Here is a 22,050-nt window from a genome sequence, read left to right as displayed (position 1 = left end):
GGAACCCGGTCCGTCACTCGGCCCGGTGGGCGAGTTCGGTCAGGACCGCCTTGATGAGGTTGCGGGCGAGCGTGACTTTGTACGCGGTGTCGCGCAGCGGCCGTGCGGCGGACAGTTCTGCGTCCGCTGCGGCACCGAACCGGTCGGCCGTGGCCGGGGCGTCCCGCAGGGCGGACTCGGCGGTGTGGGCGCGCCAGGGCCGTGAGGCGAGGCCGCCGAGCGCGATCCTGACGCCTCGCACGAGGCCGTCCTCGATGTCCAGCGCGGCTGCGACGGACACGGTGGCGAAGGCGTAGGACGCACGCTCGCGGACCTTGCGGTAGCACGATCGCGGACCTGCCGCGGCGGCCGGGAGGGCGACCGCGGTGATCAGGGCGCCCGGGGGCAGCACGGTCTCCTGCTGAGGGGTCTCGCCGACCGGCGGATAGAACGCGGACAGCGGGATCTCGTGCCTGCCGTCCAGGGTCTCGTAGTGCACGACCGCGTCGAACGCGGTCAGGGCCACGGCCATGTCCGAGGGATGGGTGGCCACGCAGTGCTCGGACCAGCCGAGGATCGCATGGTTGTGGTGCTCTCCGGCGAGCGCGGAGCAGCCGCTGCCGGGCATGCGTCTGTTGCACGGCTGCGAGGGGTCCGCGAAGTAGCCGCACCGGGTCCGCTGGAGCAGGTTGCCGCCCACCGTGGCCATGTTGCGCAGTTGCCCCGACGCGCCCGCGAGCACGGCCTGGCTGAGCGCCGGATACCGGCGGCGCACCTCGGGATGGGCCGCCAGGTCGCTGTTGGTCGTCGTCGCGCCGATGACGAGCCCGCCGTCGGGCGCCGCACGGACACCGTCCAGCGGCAGCCGGCGCACGTCCACCAGCCGGGTGGGCCGCTCGATGCCGTCCTTCATCAGGTCGACGAGATTGGTGCCGCCGCCGAGGAACCGGGCGCCGTCCTCGCCGGCGACCAGGGTCAGCGCCTCCCGGACCTTGCCGGGCCGCTGGTAGCCGAACTCCTTCATCCCGCCGCCTCCGCCCGGGATGCGGTCTCCAGTACGGCGCGCACGATCGACGGATAGGCGCCGCAGCGGCACAGGTTGCCGCTCAGACGCTCGCGCACCTCCTCCGCGTCCAGCTCGGGTGCCTCTCGCTCCGGTGAGACATCGGCGGTGACCGCGCTGGGCCAGCCCGCCGCATGCTCGGCGAGCATCCCGACCGCGGAGCAGAGCTGCCCGGGCGTGCAGTAGCCGCACTGGAGACCGTCGAGCTGCACGAACGCCCGTTGCAACGGGCGCAGTTCACCGTCTTGTGCCAGGCCCTCGACCGTCGTGACCTCCGAGCCGTCGGCGGCGACCGCCAGCGTCAGGCAGGACACGACCCGCCGGCCGTCCAGGAGCACCGTGCAGGCGCCGCACTGGCCGCGGTCGCAGCCCTTCTTCGGACCTGTGTGGCCGGTGTCCTCCCGGAGCACATCGAGCAGTGTCCGGCGATGGTCGACGGTCAGACGGTATGCCAGACCGTTGACGTGAAGAAGTATCCCGCTGCGGGTTGCGTCCGTCATGCCGTTTGCCCTTCCTCAATGCCGTGCCTCCGAACAAACCGTTTTCAAAGACTCCGGACATTCAATCAGCCCGCCCCGGTAACTGCTTTGCCTAAAAGTGGCGAAGCCTTGCACGATCCTCTCTCCGCCCCCGCGCGGCCCGGAAAGCATTGCTGGACCGCTTGTCGCCCGCGATGTTTTAATCGGCGCATGCTGCTCGATGAACTGCGGACCCTGCTGGCACGTCATGCCCGAGCCGACGGAACGACCGCCATCGAGCACGTGCGGATCGGCCGCGAGGAGTCACAGGCACCCCATGCGTCCATGACCGGAACGGTCATGGCGCTGATCGCCCAGGGGGCCAAACGCCTCGCCCTGGGCGATCACGTGTACGAGTACCGTGCGGGCCAGTACCTGGTCACATCCGTCGACCTGCCGGTCACCGGCCACTTCACCCACGCCACCGCGGAGCGGCCGGCACTGGGACTCGGCCTGCTGCTACAGCCCTCGGACATCGCCGAGTTGATGGTGCAGGCGGCTCCCGGCAGCTTTCCGCACCACGACACCGCGGTCCCGGCCCTCGCCGTCAGCGACGCCACCGACGACCTCCTCTGCGCCGCCGTGCGACTGCTGCGCCTGCTCGACCGTCCGCGGGACAGGGGCATACTCGCCCCCCTCGTCAAGAGGGAGATCCTGTGGCGCCTCATCACCGGCGAGCAGGGCGCGGCGGTCCGCCAGATCGGGCTCGCCGACAGCAAACTCTCCCATATCGCAAAAGCTGTGCAGTGGATAAGGGAGAATTACCGGGAGCCGTTCCGGGTGGACGACGTCGCGAACCTGATCGGAATGAGCACTTCCGCCTTCTACCGGAATTTCCAGGCCGTCACCGGGATGAGCCCCATTCAGTTCCAGAAGAAGATAAGACTCCATGAGGCCCGGCTCCTCCTGATGGCACATCCGAAAGACATCGCCCATATCGGATACCGGGTGGGATACGACAGCGCGTCCCAGTTCAGCCGGGAGTACCGGCGCCTGTTCGGCGCGCCGCCCAGTCAGGACGCCGTCAGATTCATCGCCCCGGCGCCCGACCCGGGGAACTGACCGACGCTGCGCCGGAACGTCGGGGCAGGCGGCCACGCCCCCATGAGGGACACCCGCTCAGGCCGTGTGCAGCGATCGCGCAGGCCGGCACCGCCGCTTACGGCGCCCCGTGCTCGCTGACCGGCTCAGGGCCGGGGAATGTTGCGCAGGTTGGCCCGCGCCAGATGGACCATGCGGCCCACCCCTCCGGTCAGAACCGTGCGGCTCGCGGACAGCGCGAAGCCGGTGAGCTGTTCGGTGGTGATCTTCGGCGGGACGGCAAGCGCGGCGGGGTCGGTGACGACGTCGATCAGCGCGGGTCCGTCATGGGCGAAGGCCTCGCGCAGCGCGTCGCGCACCTCGGCGGGCTTCTCCACCCGGATGCCCAGCGCCCCGGCGGCCCTGGCGATGGCGGCGTAGTCGGTGTGCGGGTAGGTCGTGCCGTGCGGGGGCAGACCGTCCACCATCATCTCCAGGTCGACCATGCCCAGGGAGGAGTTGTCGAAGACGACCACCTTCACCGGCAGCCCGTACTGGACGAGTGTGAGGAAGTCACCCATCAGCATGGAGAAGCCGCCGTCGCCGGAGAGGGACACGACCTGCCGGTTACGGTCCAGGAACTGCGCGCCGATCGCCTGGGGCAGCGCGTTGGCCATCGAACCGTGCACAAAGGAACCCAGGATGCGGCGGCGGCCGTTGGGGGTGAGATAACGCGCCGCCCACACACAGCACATGCCGGTGTCGACGGTGAAGACCGCGTCGTCGGCGGCCTCTTCGTCGATCACCGAGGCCACGTACTCGGGGTGGATCGGGGTGTGTGTGTCGACGTTGCGGGTGTAGGCGTGCACGGCGCCCTCAAGGGCGTGTGTGTGCCGCTCCAGCATGCGGTCGAGGAAGCGGCGCGAGGTCTTCCCGCGTACCGCGGGCGTGAGGCAGCGCAGGGTCTCCCGGACGTCTCCCCAGACGGCCAGGTCGAGTGGGGTGCGCCGGCCCAGCCGTTCGGGCTGCACATCGACCTGCACCGTCCGCACATGGCGGGGCAGGAAGTCGGTGTACGGGAAGTCGGTGCCCAGCAGGAGCAGCAGATCGCACTCGTGCATGGCCTCGTACGCGGATCCGTAGCCGAGCAGTCCGGACATGCCGACGTCGTACGGGTTGTCGTACTGGATGTGCTCCTTGCCGCGCAGGGCGTGGCCGACCGGTGCCTTCACCTTCTCGGCGAAGGCCATGACCTCGGCGTGGGCGCCGGCGACGCCCCGGCCGCAGAACACCATGACGCGTTCGGCGCCGTCCACCAGGTCCGTGAGCCGGGCCAGTTCCGTCTCGCTCGGGCGGATGGCGGGCAGGTCCAGGGGCATGGCGAGTTCGGGTGCCGCGTCCGGTGAGTCCTCGGCGGCGGTGTCACCGGACAGGGCCACCACCGACACACCGCGCCGGCCGACGGCGTGCTGGATCGCCGTCTGCACCACTCGCGGCATCTGGCGGGGCGAGGAGATCAGCTCCGAGTAGTGGCTGCACTCGGCGAACAGCCGGTCGGGGTGGGTCTCCTGGAAGTACCCGGTGCCGATCTCGCCGCTGGGTATGTGGGCGGCCAGGGCGAGGACGGGCGCCATCGAACGGTGGGCGTCGTACAGGCCGTTGATCAGGTGGAGGTTGCCGGGGCCGCAGGAGCCCGCGCAGGCCGCAAGCCGGCCGGTGAGCTGGGCCTCCGCGCCGGCGGCGAACGCCGCGACCTCCTCGTGGCGTACCTGGATCCACTCCATGTCGTCGCGCCGTCTGACCGCGTCGACGACGGGGTTGAGGCTGTCCCCGACCACCCCGTACATACGGCGCACACCCGCACGTGCCATCAGGTCGACGTACTGCTCGGCGATGGTCTGCTTGGCCATGGAACTCCTCGGATCTCCGCATGACGGCGCGCGTCGGCGGGTGAGGGCACACCAGGGCCGCTCCGCACGACTCGGTCACGTTAGCGGGCGGGGCGAGGCACACTTGACCGTCCGTGCACGAGATCCGGTCCCGGAGCGCACCGCGAGCGGTTCCGTGACGTGACCCCGGACCTCGTGGGCCGGTGCGCTGACGGGCAGTCGGGTGTGCGCTCCGGGACAACACGGCCACCGGTGCGGCACCTAGCCTCGACCGCGCACGTTCGGCACCACAACGCAGGAGGCACGTCATGACCACCGGCTCCAAGCCCACGGGCAGCCAGCCCTGGCTGCACCAGAAGGGCGCGGTCATCCAGGAGTTCGGGACCGTCAAGCAGTTCCCCGTCGCCCTGTCCTACGAGGCGCGCATGTACTCCTGCCAGCGCCTGAACAAGGTGCTGGCGGACACCCAGATCCTCTACGGCCTCTACAAGAAGCACCACTGGATCATGCGGGGCGCGACCTTCTACCAGCTGCACCTGCTGCTGGACAAGCACGCGGGAGAGCAGCTGGAACTCGTCGACACCCTCGCCGAGCGCGTCCAGACCCTGGGCGGCGTCGCCGTGGGCGATCCCCGGCACGTCGCCGAGATCACGTCGATTCCGCGCCCGCCGGACGGTGTGGAGGAGGTACCGGCCATGCTCTCGCGGCTGCTGGAGGCCCACGAGATCATCCTGACGCAGGCCCATGACGCGGCCACCCGCACCGCCGAGCTGGGCGACGACGGCACCAACGACCTGCTGGTCTCGCAGATCATCCGCACCGGCGAACTCCAGGCCTGGTTCCTGGCCGAGCACCTGGTCGACACCCCACTGGTGCGCTCCTGAACCAGGCCCGTCCACCGGCGGCAGCCGCGACGGCCGCCCCGGGCGATGTCAGGGCCCGGGGGTCGACGGCCGTCGCCGCGGAGTGCGCCTCCGGTCCGTCGGGGGCGGCTGGGCCGGTTCGCTAACGCGGGTCCACTCCGAGATCCGTGTCGACGTCGTACCCGAATTCGGCCTGGCCGGCCGTGGGATGCGCGATGTCGGCCGCCAGGTCGAACGCCGCCCCGTCGATCGCGTTCTCCAACGCGGCCTCCTCACGCTCGGTTCGAGCACGGTGATGATGCTCGGCCGCCCTCTCCAGAAGGTGCCGCACATGCGGGTGACGGTCGGCTCCGTTCGGCTCTGCAGTGTTCATGCGGTGATCCTCCGTGTGGGAAACATGAACCGAAAGATAGGCGCCGGGCCCGGGAGCCATCATGCTGACAGCGTCCCGGGGCTTGCTCTTCCGGGAACAGCGCGCCCTGATCTCAGGTCTGGCGCCGCGCGCCGCGCCACTGCACCGGCGACATCCCATATGTGTCTCGGAACGTCCGGCTGAAATGGGAGGGGTTGGTGAAACCCCAGCGTGCGGCCACCGCCGCGATCGACCTGTGGGCCGCGCCGGCCTGGGCGAGTTCCTCGCGTGCTGCCTCCAGCCGTCGCGTCCGCACCCAGGCGTTGACGGTGGTGCCCTGCCTCTGGAAGAGCCGGTGCAGGTAGCGCAGGGAGATGCCGTGCTGGTCGGCGATGTCCTGAGGGCTGAGTCCTGGCTCCTGCAACCGGTCCTGGACGGATGCCGCGATCCGCTCCCACAGCGCCGGCGCGGGCCGCCTGCCGACCTGTTCCAGGGCCAGGGTGCCCAGGATCTCCGCGGCGAGCCGTGCGAGTTGGGCGCGCCGGACCGGGTGGGCCCGGACGACCTCGTCGACGAGCCCGCACAGCGTCGGCAGCAACAGGGCCGCCGCGCCCTCACCGGCCCCGTCCACCACGGTGGCCGTCAGGGCGGACAGCCGCCCTTCCTCCAGCCGGAGCAGGACCCGGGGCATCATGAAGATCCGGGCCCGCTGCCGGCCCGGCAGCACGAGCCGGTACGGGCGCCGCGCGTCGTGGAACGCCAGCTGGCCGGGCCGGAGTTCGGCGCTGCGGCCGTCCTGCAACAGCAGTGCGGTGCCGTCCAGTTGGAGACGCGCCAGGATGTGTGTGCGGGGATCGGCCGCCACCGACCGTGCGCTGCGCAGGATCGTTCCCGGGCCGAATTCCTCCGTGGCGATCTGGAGCGCGCCCAGGCGCTCGGCGGTCAGGTCACCCGCCCACGGGCGGCCGCCCTGCACGGTGACCTCAAGGCTGACGAAGACCTGTGACAGCGCGCGTTCCCAGGCGGCGACGCGCTCGCCGGCAGGCAGGCCCCGGGTGGAGAAGGTCACACCCTGCCCCGGGACCGACAGCGATCCCGTCAGCACGGCGCTTCCCCCGCCGCGCGGCTCGCACGCTCCCGGTCGAGCCAGTCCGTGGGGGACAGCCCGAAGGCACTGCGGAAGACCCTGCTGAACCGGGCGGCACTGGGGAAACCCCAGCGTCGGGCCACCTGGCCCAGGCTGACGGATCCCGGTGCCCGTACGGCGAGTTCCCTGCGGCACTCGTGCAGGCGCAGCTCACGGATCCACCGGCCCACGGTGGTGCCCTCGGTCTCGAACATCCGGTGCAGATAGCGGACCGAGATGCCATGGGCATCGGCGATGACCCGGGGAGTCAGGGCGGGGTCCGACAGGTGCCAGCGGATGAAGGTCTTGATCCGCAGCAGCAGGACCCGGTCGGCACCGGGCAGGACGGCGGGGTCCTCGCCCAGCCGGTCCGCCGCCGTGGCCGCCATCAGGTCGATGACGCTCTCGGCCAGTCGCTCGGCCACCGGCGTCGCACAGGACTCGGAGGTGTCCGCCAGCCGTTCGAGCAACGGGGCGAGCAGCGCGGGCAGACCGCCGCTCGGGCGCACGGCCAGCCCGGTGAGCTGCCCCAGATCGGCCTCCGACCGCCCTAGCAGGGCCCGGGGCACCGCGAAGATCTTCAACCGGAAACGTTCGGGGAAGGTGGTGTGAAAGGGCCGGACGGTCTCGAAGAACCCGATGTCGCCGGCCCGCAGCTCCGTGGTGCGGCCGTCCTGTTCGACCTGGGCCCGGCCGGTGCTCTGGACCGCCACGAAGACGTCCTGCCCGTCGCCGTGGGCGATGCGGCGCGGTGAGCGGTGGACGCGGCCCGGATCGCATTCCACCGTGGTGACCCCGAGGTCTCCGATGCGGTCGGTGCGCAGGGTCGCGTCATAGGTGCGGTCTTCGGTGGCGATGTCCATCCCGACGAGGGTCGCGAGCACGGCGTCGTGCCAGAAGCCCAGGCTTTCGCGCGGGGGGACCGAACGGGTGCTCAGCACCCGGGCTCGCGGAGCGGCGAACGGGTCCGGACACCGGTGTCTGTCCTCGAAGGAGCCGATCACGGTTGGCATGCTCCGAGCATGCTGGGGCGGTACCGGCCGGCGCATCAGTCGGTCGACTGGTTACCGGTCCGCATCTCGCGGCTCAGCGCAATCGGGCCCGCAGGAACGCACATCCGGTCGTGACAGCCGCCCGAGTGGGCGGGCTGTCGTGCAGGGCGTGCAGGGCCACGAAGTCGTGGATCGTGCCGAGGAACCGTACGGCGGACGCCTCGACGCCGGCCGCGCGCAACTGGCGCGCGTACTGCTCGCCCTCGTCCCGGGCCACATCGGCCTCGGCGGTGACGACCACGGCCGGCGGCAGCCCCGCCAGGTCCTGTCTCCGCGCCCGCAGCGGAGAGGCGGTGGGCTCGTCGCGCAGGGCCGGGTCCGTGACGTAGCGCGCCCAGTACCCGCGCAGTGCCGGTCGGGTGAGCAGGTATCCGGTGGCGAACTCCCGCTGTGAGGGGCTGTCGCAGCGGGAGTCGGTGAGCGGGTAGTAGAGGAGCTGTGCGCGCAGCCGCGGCCCGCCGCGGGACTTCGCCAGCATGGTCACCGCGGCGGCCAGCGTGGCACCGGCACAGTCGCCCGCCACGGCCAGCCGGCGCGCGTCAAGACCGAGTTCACCGGCCCGTGCTGCCGCCCAGACCAGCAGGGCGTAGCACTCCTCCAGCGCCACGGGGTAACGGGCCTCGGGGGTACGGCTGTACTCGGGGACGACGGCGCACACGCCCGCGCCGTGGACGAGTTCGCTGATGAGGCCGGCGTGGGTCTGCGCGTCGCCGAGCGCCCACCGGCCGCCATGAAGGTACAGGAGCGCGGGCAGCGGGCCGGTCGCACCGGCCGGGCGGACGGTCCAGAACCCGAGCAGCCCAAAGGGGCCGATGGAGGCCACGCGGTAGACCGCGTCGACGGCGAAGTCCTCGAACCGGTCCACCTGGGTCTCCCGCAGCGCCTGCCGTCCCGTCACCGGCCCGAGGTCGTCCAGGGACGGGGGCGTGGCGGACGCGGCGACGATGCGCTGCACCACGGGGTCGAGGAGGACGGCCGGGCGCGCTTCACCGCCCGGTCGGTCCCCGGAGACTCCCGGCATCACGCACTCCCCTCTGGGCGGGCCGCGCCGCCCCGCGGCGGCTGCGCACGGAACCGGCCGGTCCGCGCCTCACCTGTCCTGTAGGAGGTCACGCAGCTGCTGGCGGCGGCTGATGCCGAGCTTCGGGTAGACGTTGTACAGGTGGGAGCCCACGGTACGCGGCGAGAGGAAGAGCTGTTCACCGATCTCCCGGTTCGAAAGGCCGCGCGCGGCCAGCTGGACGATCTGCCTCTGCTGTGCCGTCAACTGCTCCAGCGTGCCCGAGGTGTCTGGGGTGGATGCCGCTCCGCTGGCCCGCAGTTCGCCGGCGGCCGCCGCTGCGAGGGCGCCCGCGCCGAGGCGTTCGGCGGTTTCCAGCACGGTGGTCAGCTGCTGACGCGCCTCGCGTGGCCGCCGCCCACGCCGCAGCCATATGCCGTAGTTGAGGCGGACATGGGCGCGTTCCCACGGCCACCGGTCCGCCTCGTGATTGACCAGCGCGAGGTGGAAGTGCTGCTCGGCGTCCCCGCCCGGGTCGACCAGGGCGGTGGCATGGTGCAGGAGCAGCGTCATCCTGGTGCTCGGGCGTTCCCCTTGCTCCGCGCGGACTCGGCTGAGCACCGACACCACCGCCTCGGACCGGCCGGTGCGCTGGGCCGCGGCCGCGAGTTCGGCGATGCTCCGGGGCGACAGGACGGGATGCAGCGGCGAACCGTCGGCGGTGAACAGCTCGCGCAGATGGCGCCAGCCGTCGTCCCAGTCCCCCAGCGCCATGGCGGCGAGTCCCCGGGCGCGCAGCAGACGTGCGTGGGTGGCCCGGTTCTCGTCCAGGCAGACGCCCCGCCAGACCGAGGGGGTGAGCAAGGGCTCCGGCGGCACGGTTCCACGGAGCGCGTGCAGGGCGAGCGCCTGCGCCTCAAGATCCGCCTGCAGGCGGGGCAGGCGCAGCACCGCGGCCTCGGCCGCGGCCTCCCGGATCAGGGCCGCCGCGTCGGTGAACCGGCCGACGCCCATGAAGGTGTCCGCGAGGGCGAGGACCGACCAGCCGCGGATGCCGAAGGCACGGGAGGTCCGCAGCCGGGCGTCTGTCTCGCGGAACTGCCCGAGGCGCACGTCCGCCTCGTCGGCGAGGTGGGCCACCGAGAGGACCGCCGTCCGGCAGGCCGGTTTCTGCGGGCCGTCCAGGGGCACACCGTGCGGGCGGACGGGGCGCGCCGACGAGCCCGTACCGGCCTGCGGCCGGAGTACGGCGGTGGCCAGCGCGTCCAGTGCCCGCTGGATGTCCGGCCCGTCCAGCAGGCCCGGAAACCCGGTCACCGGCGGCGGGCGCCGCAGGGCGGGGTCGGTCCCCCGGGCACGGTCGAGCAGCGTGGCCAGGCCGGCCCTGTGCTCCGGCAGACCGGACTGGGCGGCGATGCCCGCCGCCACCGCCGTCACCGCGAGCGCGACGGGACGGCCGGCCGCCGCAAAGTGCTCGGAGACGTCGACCAGCAGGTCGAAGGCCTCCCGCTGGGAGGACTCCAGGGACAGGATCGAGGCCAGGGCACCGGCCGCCGCGCAGACCTGCTCCGGTTCCCCGAAGTCCTGGACGAGCCTGCCGTACAGGTCCCTCACCCAGTCGGGTTCGCCCACCGCATGCGCTGCCACCAGGGCCTCGGCCAGACGGCGTGCGCGCTCCCGCCGTCGCGGGCTGAGCCGGGCCGCCTGCTCCAGGGCACGCGCGGTGCCCATGACGTCCCCGTGCCGCCATGCCAGGTCCTCAAGCGCGGCGGCCACGGACTCGTTGCTCCGCAAGGTGGCGGCGGCCAGGTGGCAGGCCCTGTGCTCGGGCCGCGTGGCGGTCTCGGCGAGGTCCAGACGGGCCTGCTGCCGCTCGCTCGCGGTATGCCGAAAGAACGCGGCCGACCGCGCCAGCGGATGCCGGAAGACGAGGCGGTCCTCGACCAGCGAGACCAGACCCGCGGCCTCCGCCGGGGCCCACACGGCGAGGTCGTCGGTGTCCAGGGCGGCCATGAGGGCGGCGACGCTCTCCCCCGGCCCCGCGGCCGCGGCGTACAGCAGGGCCCGTGCCGTCTTCGGGGGGAGCGCGTCGAGTCGTGCCGCGAAGGCGTGGCCCGTCGGCGGGCGGCGCGCCGGTGCGGTTCCGGTGCCTGCCGCTCGGCAGGCCGTGGGCACATGACGGCTCAGTTCCACCAGGGCCAAGGGGTTGCCTTCGGCTTCCTCAAGGATCTCCAGCCTGCGCCGGCCGGTGGGCGCCGCCGGCTGCCGGTCCAGCAGCGCCGCGGCCGAGGGGGCGCTCAGCGGGCCCAGGTGCAGGCACTCCAGGGCGGGGGGCAGGCCGGGCGGGGGCGTCTCGCCCCGCGCGGTGAGCACAACCCTGAGCGGGCGGCCGGCCAGCAGCCGGATTCCCGCGCAGAGCGCGTCGAGGAAGGCGCGGTCGCAGGCGTCGATGTCGTCCACGCACAGCAGTACCGGCCGGGACGCGGCGAGCCGGTCCAGCAACGCCAGCACGGCAACCTGCACCTGCCCGTCGTGCGGCGCACGGTCGCGGGACACACCGTGGTGGGACCACCCGCCGCCGTGAGCCCCACGGTCATGGGACCCCCCACCGTCAGACCCACCGCCGTCATGGGCCCGGCCGTCATAGGACCGGCCACCGTGAGACCCACCCTCGCGGGACCCACCACCGTGAGACGCGCCGCCGCGAAAGGCGCCGCCGCGAGGGGCGCCGTCATGTGACCCCCCGTCCCGGGCCTCGCCGTCGTGGGATCGGCCGTCATAGAACGCGCCCTGGCGGGGCCCACCGCCGTGAAACCCGCCCTCGTGAGCCCCGCCGTCATAGGACCCACCACCGTGAGATCCGCCGTCGTGGGATCGGCCGTCATAGGACCCACCGCCGTGAAACCCACCGCCGTGATACCCGCCCGTGTGAGATCCGCCGTAACAGGACGCGCCCTCGCGGGACCCACCGCCGTGAGACGCGCCGCCGCGAGGGGCGCCGTCCCGGGCCTCGCCGTCGTGGGATCGGCCGTCATAGAACGCGCCCTCGCGGAACCCGCCGTCATAGGACCCACCGCCGTGAAACCCACCACCGTGAGACCCGCCCGTGTGAGGTCCGCCGCCATAGGACGCGCCCTCGCGGAACCCGCCGTCATGAGCCCCACCCCCGTGAGACCCGCCGCCATAGGACGCGCCCTCGCGGAACCCGCCGTCATGAGCCCCACCCCCGTGAGACCCACCCCCGTGAGACCCGCCGTCATAGGACGCACCCTCGTGGGGCCCACCGCCCCCAGACCCCCCGTCGTGGGCCCCGCCCTCGTGAGAGCCGGCGTCATGGGGCGGGTCGTTGTGGAAGGTGGTGGGGTTCAGGGCGGCGGTCAGCACCTTGCCGTGCGGGTCGGGCAGCCCGGACAGCTCGTCCAGGACCGGCGCCAGCAGTTGCCGCAGACACGCGCGAGCGTACCGATGGTCCGCGGCCCAGCCCTGCGCGGACAGCACGAGCGTGCCGTCGTCGCCGGCCAGCTCCCGGGCGTGGCGCAGCAGGGTCGTACGCCCGATTCCCTCCTCCCCGAGCAGCAGCAGCGCCTGCGGGCCGCCGGGCTCGCGCCGCACGCACTGGAGGATGCGCTCGATCTCGTCGTCCCTGCCCAGTGGACGGGACGACGTCGTACGGCGGGATGATCGACGGGCGGCTTCCTCACCGGCCGCGGAATCGGATGGGGGAACCTTCATGCATGTACTCCGGACCTGCTCGGCTGCCCAGGGCGTTGGACCCGTTCCCTGGCCGGGTCCATCATCGGCACAGCGAGCGGGCGACGCTTCTGTCACATGACCGGTCGTCCGCGACCGGCAGGATGACCGGATCATGAACAACACCTGGAGGAACACGACCGTGGTGCACATCGGCCCCGACTACCCCGCCGATCCGGGCATCCTCGGCAGGGCCGCCGAGCTGTCCCGCCTGAAGGGCCTGCTCGGGGCCGTGGACGGCACCGGACCGCAGGTGCTGGTGCTGGTCGGGGAGCCGGGGGCGGGCAAGAGCACCCTCGTCGACTGGACGGCCGAGCAGGGCCGGGCCCGGGGCCTTGGGGTGCTGCGCGTGCGCGGCAGTGAGGGCGAGACCGGACTGGGGCTCTCGGGCGTCCACCAGCTCCTGCATCCGCTGCTTCCCGGTGACGCGCTGCCGGCGCCGCAGCGGGAGGCCCTCGACCGTGCGTTCGGGATGACGGCGGCACAGCACGAGGTGAACCTCGACCAGCTGTCGCTGTGCATCGGCGTGCTCGCCCTCATCGGCGAAGCCGCCGCGCACCGGCCGCTGCTCCTGCTCGTGGACGACGTCCAGTGGCTCGACCTCGGCTCGGTGGACGTGCTGGGTTTCCTCGCCCGGCGTCTGGAGGGCAAGCCGGTGGTGCTGCTGCTCGCCGCCCGCGAGGAGGCGGTGCCGGCCCGTTTCGACCGGGACTTCCCGCAGGTGACCGTGGGCCCGCTGAGCAGGGCGGCGGCAGGACTGCTGCTGGACGCCCAGCCGCACCCGCCCCGCGGCAGGGCCCGCACCCAGATCTTCCAGCAGGCCGCCGGCAACCCGCTGGCCCTCATCGAGCTGTCCCGGGCCCTCGCCCGGGGCCGGACCGGCACGGGTCAGGACGGCGGTGCCGCCCTGCCGCTGACCGCACGCCTGGAGAACCTGTTCGCCGCCGACCTCCCCGGCCTGCCCGAGCCCACGCGTGCGGCGCTGCTCCTGGTCGCCGCCGCCGGCACCGGGCAGCTCGCCGACCTCCTGCGGGCCGCCCCGTCGTCGGACGTCGTCCAGGCGCTGGACCCGGCGGAGCGCGTCGGACTGGTGCGGATCGAGGACGGCCAGGTGCTGCTCCGCCACCCGCTGGTGCGCTCGGCCATCTACCAGGCGGCTTCCTTCGCCGAGCGCCGGCACGCGCATCTCGCCCTGGCCGGCGCGCTCACCGACGAACCGGACCGCCGGGCCTGGCACCTGGCCGCCGCCGCGACGGGCCAGGACGCGGAGGTCGCCGACGCCTTGGCGCAGAGCGCCGAGCGCGCACGTGCCCGGGGAGGGTACGCGGCGGCCGCCACGGCGCTGGAACGCGCCGCGGAACTGACTCCGGCAGCGGAGCTGCGCGCCCGGCGCCTGCTGATGGCCGCGCAGGCCGCCATGTTCGCCGGCCATCCGCAGTGGGTCAGTGAGATCAGCGGCCGGATCGGCGATCTGACCGAGGACCCGCGGCTGCGTGCCGAGGCATCGCTCCTGGGCGGATGGGCGCTGGGTGTCACGCTCCGCCACGAGGATGCGCTGACCCTGCTGCTGGGCGTCGCCGAAGCCACCGCGGTCTCGGCCCCGGACCTGGCGCTCAGTACCCTGGCCACCGCCGCGACGTCCGTGTACAACGCCGGGTCGCCGTTCCACCGGGCCGAACTGCGGCGGATCGGCGCCCTGATCGAGGAGAGCGACGATCCCGCCGGGCTCGCCTGGTCCCGGGCCGTCATCGACCCGCACCGCCGACGGACGTGGCTCCTCGGGTTGTTGAAGGACGGGCTGGCCGCCATGGAGCAGGAGTCCCTGAGTGACCTCACCGCGCTGGGCGGCACGGCCTGGATCCTGGACGAAACCGAGGACGCCGTACGGATTCTCGGGCAGACCATGGACGTCCTGCGGCGGGCCGGCAGCGCGGGCACGAACGCGACCGTCACCCAGGCGCTCGCCCTCGCGCTGTTCGAGAGCGGTTCGTGGACGGCGGCCCAGGACGCGGCGGACGAGGCGTTCTGGATCGCGACCGAGGCGGGAGCCGACAACGTGACCGTGGGCTCCTGCATCCTCCGGGCCACCCTGCGCGCGCTGCGGGGAGACCACGCGACCGCGCGGGCGCAGGCCCTGGAAGCCGTACGGGGCGTGGACCTGCGCAGGTCCCTGAACCTCCAGGTGCGGCACCGGCAAGCGCTGGCGATGGCCGCGTTCGTCGCCGGGGACCACGCCGACGCCTACGAGCAGTTGCGCGCCACCTTCACCCGGGACTTCCGCCCGGCCTCCGTCCACTACCATGCCTCGCTCTACTCTGTGGGCGACCTGGCCGCCGCGGCGGTCCGTGCCGGGCAGCGGGAGGACGCACGTACGGTGGTCGAGGCCGTCGAGGATGGCCTGGGACCCGACAGGTCGCCCCGGCTCGCCGCCGTCCTGCACCGGGCCGCCGCCCTGCTGAGCGACTCCGATGACGCCGAGACGCGCTTCAGCGCCGCTCTGGCCGATTCCACCACCGACTGCTGGCCCTTCGAGAAGGCGCTCATCCAGCTCGACTTCGGTGAGTGGCTGCGCCGGCGGCGGCGCAGCGCCGAGGCACGCCCGCATCTCAGCGCGGCGCTGGAGTGCTTCCAGCGGCTCGACGCCCGGCCCTGGACCGATCGTGCCGCCGCCGAACTGCGGGCGGCGGGAGCCAAGGCTGGGGCGATGACGGCCACGCGTGCCGCGGGCGGACTCACCGCGCAGGAACGGCAGATAGCCGAACTGGCGGCGCAGGGCCTGACCAACCGCGACATCGCGGCCCGGCTGTACCTCTCGCCCCGCACCGTCGGCTACCACCTGCACAAGATCTTCCCCAAGCTGGGTGTCAGCGCCAGGGCACAACTCCGCAACGCCCTGGCGCAGGATCCACCGCAGTGACGGAAACGGCTCAGGTGGCGGTGCCGGGTGCGGTGGGAGCGGGGCTGTCGAGCCGGTGGACCAGGTCGCGCAGGACGGGCCCGTACTCGGGGTGGGCCAGGGCGTGCGCCATCTGGGCCACGAGGTAGTCGGCGGGGTTGCCGGTGTCGTACCAGGTGCCGCGGATGACCTGTCCGTACACCGCGCGGCTGGCGGCGTAGGCGTTGATCGCGTCGGTCAGATAGACCTCGCCCACCGGTCGGCCCTTGTCCCGGGCCTCGTACCAGCGCCGGGTCTGCTCACGCAGTTCGTCCACGATGCCGGGGGTGATGACGTAGCCGCCGATGGCCGCGTACTCCGACGGGGCGTCGGCCGGTTCGGGCTTCTCCACCAGCCCGGTGATCCGCAGCTGTCCGCCGCCCAGGTCCTCCTTCACGATGGGCACGCCGTAGCGCTGGGATTCACCGCGGTCCATCGGCAGCAGGGCCAGCACCGGGCAGCCGGTCTGCTCGTAGGCGCGGATCAGCTGCTGAGCGCGCGGCGCCTCGGCGACGAACACGTCATCGGGCCACAGGACGAGCACGGGCTCGTCGCTGAAGGAGCGCGCGGCGTTCAGGACGGGGGTGCCATTGCCGTACGGGCCGTGCTGGTCGAGGTAGGTGATGTGACCGCTACGGGCGAGTTCGGCGACTTCCTCCACCGCGTCCGCGTACGCCGTCTTGCCGTCGGCGCGCAGTTGGTCAACGAGGCCCGGGTTCGGCCGAAAATGGTCCTGGATCAGGGACTTGCCACCGCTGACGACGATGGTGATGTCGGTGATACCGGAGTCCACAAGCTCGCGCACCGTGTGCTCGATGACCGGTTTGTCGCCGACCGGGAGCATTTCCTTCGGGATCGCCTTGGTCAGGGGCAGCAGGCGTGAGCCGAGTCCAGCGGCGGGGATCACGGCCCTGCGGATCGTCGGAGGCATCGGGTCTCTCTCGGTCGATCGGCGCGCCGTGCCGGCCGACGCGGCGCATCCCGACGCTACCAACGCCGAGCGGAGCCGCACGAACGCCGGGCACGCGATCACGCTGCCGCGTGCCGACGCTGCGGCGATGGCTGGTCGAGTCCGGGGGACTTCCGTGTCTGGCAGGGAGCGCTGAGGGCTGATCTGCGCCGCTGGGAGACTCAGCTTCGCGCTCCTGTCCGCCGGTTGCGTGGGGCCGGCCTGGCCGAGGCCGAGCGGTGGGCTGCGTTGAACTCCGACGAACTCTTTGCCGGTGAGCGCGACTACATCCTGATCAGCCGCCAGGCGCGACACCGCGTCCGTCTCGGTCGGTTCGCCGCGGGGTCCGGCCCCTTACAATCCCCGCTATGGCAGCGAACGGGGAACGTGGGGTCGAACTGGCGGAGCTGGTGCGTCAGTTGCGACAGGAACTCAAGGCCGCGGCGGCAGAGGGCGCGGAGGCGGGCGACGCCCTCCAGTTCGAGGTGGGACCCGTCGAGGTCGAGGCGACCGTCGCGGTCTCACGCGAAGGAGGCGCGAACGGCAAGGTGCGGTTCTGGGTCGTCGAGGCGGGCACGGACGGCAAGTCGGCCCGATCCACCACCCAACGGCTCAAGCTCACGCTGCATCCCAAGACGGTGGCACAGGACGGAACGACGCGCTCGCCCCTGATCTCCGGTGACGAGGTAGATGGCGAACGCTGACGTCACCGGACACAGGGCCACGGGGTGGGACGCACCCGGCCGTATCGCGGAGGTGATCGTCAGCCGCGCGGCGGGCAGGGGCGGACGGGCCTCCGGCTATCTCGTCGCCGACGGCAGGGTGTTGACCGCATGGCATCCGCTCGACGGAGCGACCGGCGTGCGCGTGCGGTTCAACGCAGACCGGCAGGACGAGGCCGGCTACGAAGCGTCGGTGGGGTGGTCGAACGCCGAGATCGATGTCGCCGTGCTCGTCTTCACCCCTTCGGCCTCGGGCCCTTCCGTTCCCTCCCCGGTTCACGCCGCCTCTTTCCCGCCCCCCGCACCCGCGACGGCGCCCGCGTCGTTCGGCTGTGTCGGCGAGGGCGCCGCCCGCGTCGAATGCATGGCCTTCGGCTTTCCGCTCTTCAAGCTCCGCGAGGGCGTCTACCGGGACCTGGAGGCCGCGGAGGCCACCTGTGTGCCGCTCTCCAACCGACGGGAACGCACCCTCGACCTGAAGATCGTGCGGCCTCCCTCACCGGACGACGACCCTCGCCGAACGACGAGACGGCAGGGCACAGGCAGCACGGACGGCAGGGACGGCACGGATGCCACGGACGGTGCACCGTACGAGCCGTGGGAAGGCATGTCGGGGGCGGCGGTCTTCAGCCGCGGGCGGATCATCGGCGTCGTCATCAGGCACTATGCCTCCGACGGCGCCGCTCTCACCGCGGCCCGGATCGACGGCCTCCAGGACCGCGTCACGCCCGGCGAACTGCACCGGCTGGAGCAGTTGCTGGGCTGCGGCGGCCTGCGCCCCGACGACCTCGCCGATGTCGGCCTGCCGCCGCTGCCCAGTGGCATCCGCACCCACCGGCAGACCCTCACAAGAAACTCCAACCGCGACAAGTACCTGACGGACGACCAGATCCGTTTCGTCAGCCCCGGCGAGGGCCACCAGGCGGATCCGGACAATCTCCTGACGCGGCTGACGGCGGCTTCCGCACCGGGTTCGAAGTCACTGGGGGTGGTGCTCGTCGGCGCCGCGGGGACCGGCAAGACACGTACCTGCTTCGAGGTGGCGGCCCGAGCCGACCGGCAGGGCTGGACCGTACTGCACCTGGCACCGAAGAAGCCGATCACGGCGGAGGAACTGACCGGGGTCGTCCGCGACATGCACGCGCGGAACAGGGACGTCCTGCTCGTGCTCGACTACCTCGACGGGTATGAGCATCTGGACCTCTTCGACTTCGCGGACGAAGTGAGGGAAGAGAGCACGTCATCGGCCCGGCTGGCGTGCATCGCCTCGCTGCGTCCCGGAGCGGTACCGCGCGCCGAGGCCTTGGGGCGTCTCCGGTTTCTCGACCAGGTGGAGGTCTCCCAGGAAGGGGAGCACCAGAAGGCCGTCGCCACCCGGATCATCAACAGCGTCGCCAGGAAGGCCGTGGATGCCTACGGCACGGAGCGGATCGCCGCCGTCTGCGGGCACCGTCCGGTGCTCACCCTGCTGATCGCGCGGGCCATCGAATCACGCGTGGGCGACGGCGGTCAGGAGGCGCTGGACCTGTCGGGGCTGCGCAGCGTCCAGGATCTGTCGTACTGGCTGCGGGAGCGCACCGGAGAAGAACTCAGGGACTCGCGCACCGATCTCCTCGCCTCCGCGGTCGCCGCCTCCTGCTGCCCTCAGGAGAAGAAGGCGGTGGAGGCAGCCGTCGGCGCCTTCCTCGATCTGCACCAGGACCGCGGCTTCGACGCCGGCAGGATCGGCGTCGTCGGGCATCTGTGCAAGCTGGGCTGGCTCTTCGCCTCCGAGGGCGATGTACTCGATGTCATCCATGACTTCGTGGCCGACGAACTCCTCCAGCAGGCGCTGCTTCCGAGAGCGGGGCGGCTGGAAGCCGACGCCGCCGCACGGATGTTCTCCGCGTTCCTCACGAGCACGCACACCTTCCGGCTCGCCGCCGACACCGTACGGCGATGGTCGGCCGACCTCGATCCGGCTGTGCGCGACGATGTGCGCCGGGTCTGCGCACAGTGGCTCGCGGACCGGAGCGGCCCCGCCGAACGGCTGGCGGCCGAGGCCGATCTTGAGGAGACCGGCCGGACCCTGCTGACCCTGCTGTCCGGACCGCCGTGGCAGTCCGGGGTCATCGCGTCATGGGACACACTGGTGCGGCCCTGGCTGGGGCGGGCCGAGGCCGAGGGCCCGCGCCCGGCGCGCACGTTGTTCGCCAACGCGATCCGCAACACCTCCGACGCCGTTCCGGCACGTCTCGCTTCGGCCGCCTTGGCGTGGCAGGCGGACAACCGCCACCAGCTGTACGAGGTACGTCCGGTGCTCGAAGCCCTGCTCCGGGCACCCGGCGTATCGGCCGAGCACCTGGACAAGGCCGCCGAGGAAGCGGTCGAATGGCTGCGGCACCCTGTGCTGAAAGGGAGTCTTTCCCTCGCCAGTGCGCTGCTGGCCCGAAGCGATCTGCCCGAGGACCGCATCGCACAGGCGGTCGACGCGGGCCTCGGTGTGGCCGGCCGGCGGCTGCCGGCAGCCGCCACCGCCCATGTGCTGCGCGCGCTCCTGTGCCGTGAGGACCTTGCAGACGACCACAGGGGCAGGGCGCTGAAGCTCGCTTTCGACTGGCTCAGGCTCCATCCCGACGCCGATACCGCCACCTTCGTCCTCGCCGAGCTGCTCAAACGGGACGACCTGGACGGCAGCCGGACGAGGGGTGTCATCGACCGCTCCCTCAACTGGCTTGCAAGCCACGGCACTTCACCCATGGCTTCGTTCGTGCTGAGGGGGCTGCTGGAACACCCGGCCCTGCGGGGAAAACCCGCCGACACGGTTGCCGGCCTCGCCTGTGCATGGCTCGCGGAGCACGGCACCTCGCACGAGGCGACGTTCGTACTGGACCCCCTGCTCGTTCGGGTCCCCGTCCCCGGCGGGACATACGACGCCGTCGGCCCGGCCCTCGCCTGGCTTGCGGAGCACAGTCGGCGCGGGGACGCCTACTTCGTGCTGCGCAGGCTGCTGGAGAACACGGAACTTTCCCCCGGTGCGGCCGCAAGTGCCGCGGAGCACGCGGTGAGGTGGCTGGCCACGGGGCAGCACGGCACGCAGGATGTCGCCAAGTGGGTCCTCGCGCCGCTGCTCAAGCGGCGCGGACTGCCGGACGCCGACCGGCACTGTGCGGCGGGGGTCCGCTGGCTCGACTCGCCCGCCAATCTGAGCGGGGACGACGCCAGCTTCGTCCTCCAGCCGTTGCTGGCTCATCCAAGGCTCGACCCCCACAGCGAGACGGCTGCCCGGCACGCCCTCACCTGGCTCAGGGACCACGCCGAGTCGCCGAACATCTCCTACGTGCTCCAGCATCTGCTCCCCCTGGACGCCCGCATCGCCCTGAACGACTCCGGCGCTCTGGCCGACGGTACGGGAGTCGACACCGTCGGCGCGGCGCTCGGCTGGCTCACCGCAGGCACACGTGGCACGTCGCCTCAGGCACGCTTTGTCCTGGAACCCCTGCTCAAGCACCCGGCGGTCGGGGCGCGCGCCGCGCCGCTCGCCCTCGCATGGCTCTCCGAGCACGACAACGCCCTTGGCAACACGGCGTCGTTCGTGCTGGAAGCCCTGCTGATCTGCCCGGGTCTGGCCGAGGAGCCCCAGGCCGAGGGCCTGCGCTTCGCCCTGGACTGGCTGGAGATCCACCACACCGCCGAGAATGCGCAGCGGATACTGAAGCGCCTGCCCGGCTGCCGGGTGTCCGACCAGGAACTCCGCCGGCGAACCGTGGAGCGGGTGCTGGACTGCGTGGGCCACGGCCATATGGTGCTGGCGAAGGAGAAGCTCCCGGCCCTGTGCCGGCTGGGACTGGTGCCGCTCCCGGAGGCGACACGAGCCGTCCTCGTGGACCTCGCGCTTCAAGAGGCTTGCGGTGGAGAGCCGATCAGTTCGCGGGGGAAGAAGGTGCTGCGCGCTCTGCTGGCCCGGACGGATCTCGACCCTGACCGTGCGGGCGCCGTCGCGGCGCGGGCCCGGAAGTGGCTCGATGAGCAAGACGGGTTCTCGCCTTTCACCGGGGCCATCCTGGGGCCGCTCCTGGACCCGCGCCTGCCCGCGTCCGAACAGACCGAGCGGGCGGCCGTCGTGGACATGGCGCTCGGCTGGCTGGAGACCTACGCCGGGTGCCGGTACGCCGGGCACGTTCTGGCCGCGCTGCTCGAAGGACCCGGCCTGACACGGCCGCAGACCGACGACTGCCTGGCCAAGGCCGCCGACTGGCTGAGCAGGCCGGAGAACACCGGCGTGGCCATGGACGACGAGCACGCCGCCCGTCTGGCGAAGCTGCTCGGCGGTTCCTGAGTACGCGTCCGGCCCTGTTTCAGCGCCGCCCAGCAGGAGACCCGGAAGCCCCACCGGCCGGCTTGAGGAAAGGACATGGCCCTCATGCAGCATGATGAATGGGTCGGAAAGGTGCAGGCTCTGACGCGATGGCCCGGCCGTGGGCCTGCCGAGCGGGCCACGCGGGCGGTGCTGACCACACTGGCCGAGCGGCTGCCGTCCGGGCTCGCCGCTCACGTGGCCGATCGGCTTCCGCCGGAATCGGCCGCCTCGATCCGGGAGGTGACGGACCCGGCGGCCACGGGGGCGTCGAGGTCCGCTGCGGATCGCTTCGGCCTGACCGCGTTCGCCGGGCGCATCGCGGGCCGAACCGGAACGGACGAGGACACGGCTCTGCGCGAGGCCGGCGCCGTGCTGGAGGTGCTTGACGCCGCCCTCGCTCCGGAGCTGATGGAGCACGTGTCCGGGGCACTGCCCGCGGACATCCGCGAGCTGCTGCCCTCGGGGCGTGCCACCGGGGGCGCGACCTGACACG

The 22,050-nt window shown here is 72.2% G+C and carries 15 protein-coding genes and 1 pseudogene; 6 read left to right on the top strand and 10 right to left on the bottom strand.

Annotated elements, in window-relative coordinates:
- Positions 1–13: 13 nt before the first annotated feature.
- Both ACFYTE_RS17970 and ACFYTE_RS17965 read right to left on the bottom strand, forming a co-directional pair.
- The gene (locus tag ACFYTE_RS17970) at positions 14–1,003 is read right to left on the bottom strand and encodes an FAD binding domain-containing protein (RefSeq protein ID WP_388710663.1); all 990 of its coding nucleotides are present in this window, start codon (positions 1,001–1,003) and stop codon (positions 14–16) included.
- The gene (locus tag ACFYTE_RS17965; RefSeq protein ID WP_388710660.1) at positions 1,000–1,542 is read right to left on the bottom strand and encodes a (2Fe-2S)-binding protein; all 543 of its coding nucleotides are present in this window, start codon (positions 1,540–1,542) and stop codon (positions 1,000–1,002) included. Before ACFYTE_RS17965 ends, ACFYTE_RS17970 begins: the two co-directional genes overlap by 4 nt.
- A 189-nt stretch (positions 1,543–1,731) precedes the next feature.
- Between ACFYTE_RS17965 and ACFYTE_RS17960 the strand changes: the two genes are divergently transcribed.
- A complete protein-coding gene (locus ACFYTE_RS17960) occupies positions 1,732–2,622 on the top strand; it encodes an AraC family transcriptional regulator N-terminal domain-containing protein (protein ID WP_388710657.1) in 891 nt (296 codons plus the stop codon).
- A gap of 125 nt (positions 2,623–2,747) precedes the next feature.
- Here ACFYTE_RS17960 and ACFYTE_RS17955 read toward each other — a convergent pair whose 3' ends face one another.
- Positions 2,748–4,490: a pyruvate dehydrogenase gene (locus ACFYTE_RS17955; RefSeq protein ID WP_388710654.1), complete on the bottom strand. Its 1,743-nt coding sequence runs from the start codon at positions 4,488–4,490 to the stop codon at positions 2,748–2,750.
- Between the two features lie 287 nt (positions 4,491–4,777).
- Between ACFYTE_RS17955 and ACFYTE_RS17950 the strand changes: the two genes are divergently transcribed.
- Positions 4,778–5,353 carry a Dps family protein gene (locus ACFYTE_RS17950; RefSeq protein ID WP_388710652.1) on the top strand — a complete coding sequence of 192 codons (576 nt, stop codon included), beginning with the start codon at positions 4,778–4,780 and terminating at the stop codon, positions 5,351–5,353.
- A 121-nt stretch (positions 5,354–5,474) separates the two neighbouring features.
- Here ACFYTE_RS17950 and ACFYTE_RS17945 read toward each other — a convergent pair whose 3' ends face one another.
- From ACFYTE_RS17945 to ACFYTE_RS17920, 6 genes and pseudogenes are all read right to left on the bottom strand, one after another.
- A complete protein-coding gene (locus tag ACFYTE_RS17945) occupies positions 5,475–5,705 on the bottom strand; it encodes a hypothetical protein (RefSeq protein WP_388710649.1) in 231 nt (76 codons plus the stop codon).
- 112 nt (positions 5,706–5,817) lie between these two features.
- Positions 5,818–6,789: a helix-turn-helix domain-containing protein gene (locus ACFYTE_RS17940; RefSeq protein WP_388710648.1), complete on the bottom strand. Its 972-nt coding sequence runs from the start codon at positions 6,787–6,789 to the stop codon at positions 5,818–5,820.
- Positions 6,783–7,823, bottom strand: coding sequence for a helix-turn-helix domain-containing protein (locus tag ACFYTE_RS17935; RefSeq protein ID WP_388710645.1), 1,041 nt, complete (start codon positions 7,821–7,823; stop codon positions 6,783–6,785). The genes ACFYTE_RS17940 and ACFYTE_RS17935 overlap by 7 nt, the downstream gene beginning before the upstream one ends.
- A 73-nt stretch (positions 7,824–7,896) precedes the next feature.
- Positions 7,897–8,883 carry an alpha/beta hydrolase gene (locus ACFYTE_RS17930; RefSeq protein WP_388710642.1) on the bottom strand — a complete coding sequence of 329 codons (987 nt, stop codon included), beginning with the start codon at positions 8,881–8,883 and terminating at the stop codon, positions 7,897–7,899.
- 69 nt (positions 8,884–8,952) lie between these two features.
- Complete coding sequence (locus ACFYTE_RS17925; protein ID WP_388710825.1) at positions 8,953–11,418, bottom strand: LuxR C-terminal-related transcriptional regulator; 2,466 nt, start codon at positions 11,416–11,418, stop codon at positions 8,953–8,955.
- An 867-nt stretch (positions 11,419–12,285) separates the two neighbouring features.
- Positions 12,286–12,594 (bottom strand): annotated as a pseudogene (locus ACFYTE_RS17920) (ATP-binding protein); the annotation flags it as partial.
- 133 nt (positions 12,595–12,727) lie between these two features.
- Between ACFYTE_RS17920 and ACFYTE_RS17915 the strand changes: the two are divergent.
- A complete protein-coding gene (locus ACFYTE_RS17915) occupies positions 12,728–15,529 on the top strand; it encodes an ATP-binding protein (protein ID WP_388710639.1) in 2,802 nt (933 codons plus the stop codon).
- 10 nt (positions 15,530–15,539) lie between these two features.
- Here ACFYTE_RS17915 and ACFYTE_RS17910 read toward each other — a convergent pair whose 3' ends face one another.
- The gene (locus ACFYTE_RS17910) at positions 15,540–16,478 is read right to left on the bottom strand and encodes a UTP--glucose-1-phosphate uridylyltransferase (protein ID WP_388710636.1); all 939 of its coding nucleotides are present in this window, start codon (positions 16,476–16,478) and stop codon (positions 15,540–15,542) included.
- 386 nt (positions 16,479–16,864) lie between these two features.
- Here ACFYTE_RS17910 and ACFYTE_RS17905 point away from each other — a divergent pair, with 386 nt between their 5' ends.
- The 3 genes from ACFYTE_RS17905 to ACFYTE_RS17895 all read left to right on the top strand — a co-directional run bounded on the left by ACFYTE_RS17905 (position 16,865) and on the right by ACFYTE_RS17895 (position 22,046).
- On the top strand, positions 16,865–17,200 hold the full coding sequence (locus tag ACFYTE_RS17905; RefSeq protein WP_388710633.1) for a trypco2 family protein: 336 nt from the start codon (positions 16,865–16,867) through the stop codon (positions 17,198–17,200).
- Positions 17,187–21,536 (top strand): trypsin-like peptidase domain-containing protein, encoded by a 4,350-nt coding sequence (locus tag ACFYTE_RS17900; RefSeq protein ID WP_388710630.1) that lies wholly within the window; start codon positions 17,187–17,189, stop codon positions 21,534–21,536. Before ACFYTE_RS17905 ends, ACFYTE_RS17900 begins: the two co-directional genes overlap by 14 nt.
- A 75-nt stretch (positions 21,537–21,611) precedes the next feature.
- On the top strand, positions 21,612–22,046 hold the full coding sequence (locus ACFYTE_RS17895) for a DUF2267 domain-containing protein (RefSeq protein ID WP_388710628.1): 435 nt from the start codon (positions 21,612–21,614) through the stop codon (positions 22,044–22,046).
- Positions 22,047–22,050 lie beyond the last annotated feature (4 nt).

This window comes from Streptomyces sp. NPDC004629, assembly GCF_042873595.1.
Lineage (GTDB): Bacteria > Actinomycetota > Actinomycetes > Streptomycetales > Streptomycetaceae > Streptomyces.
The sequence above is the reverse complement of the archived record's forward strand: the minus strand, read 5'-3'. Positions and strand labels throughout refer to the sequence as shown.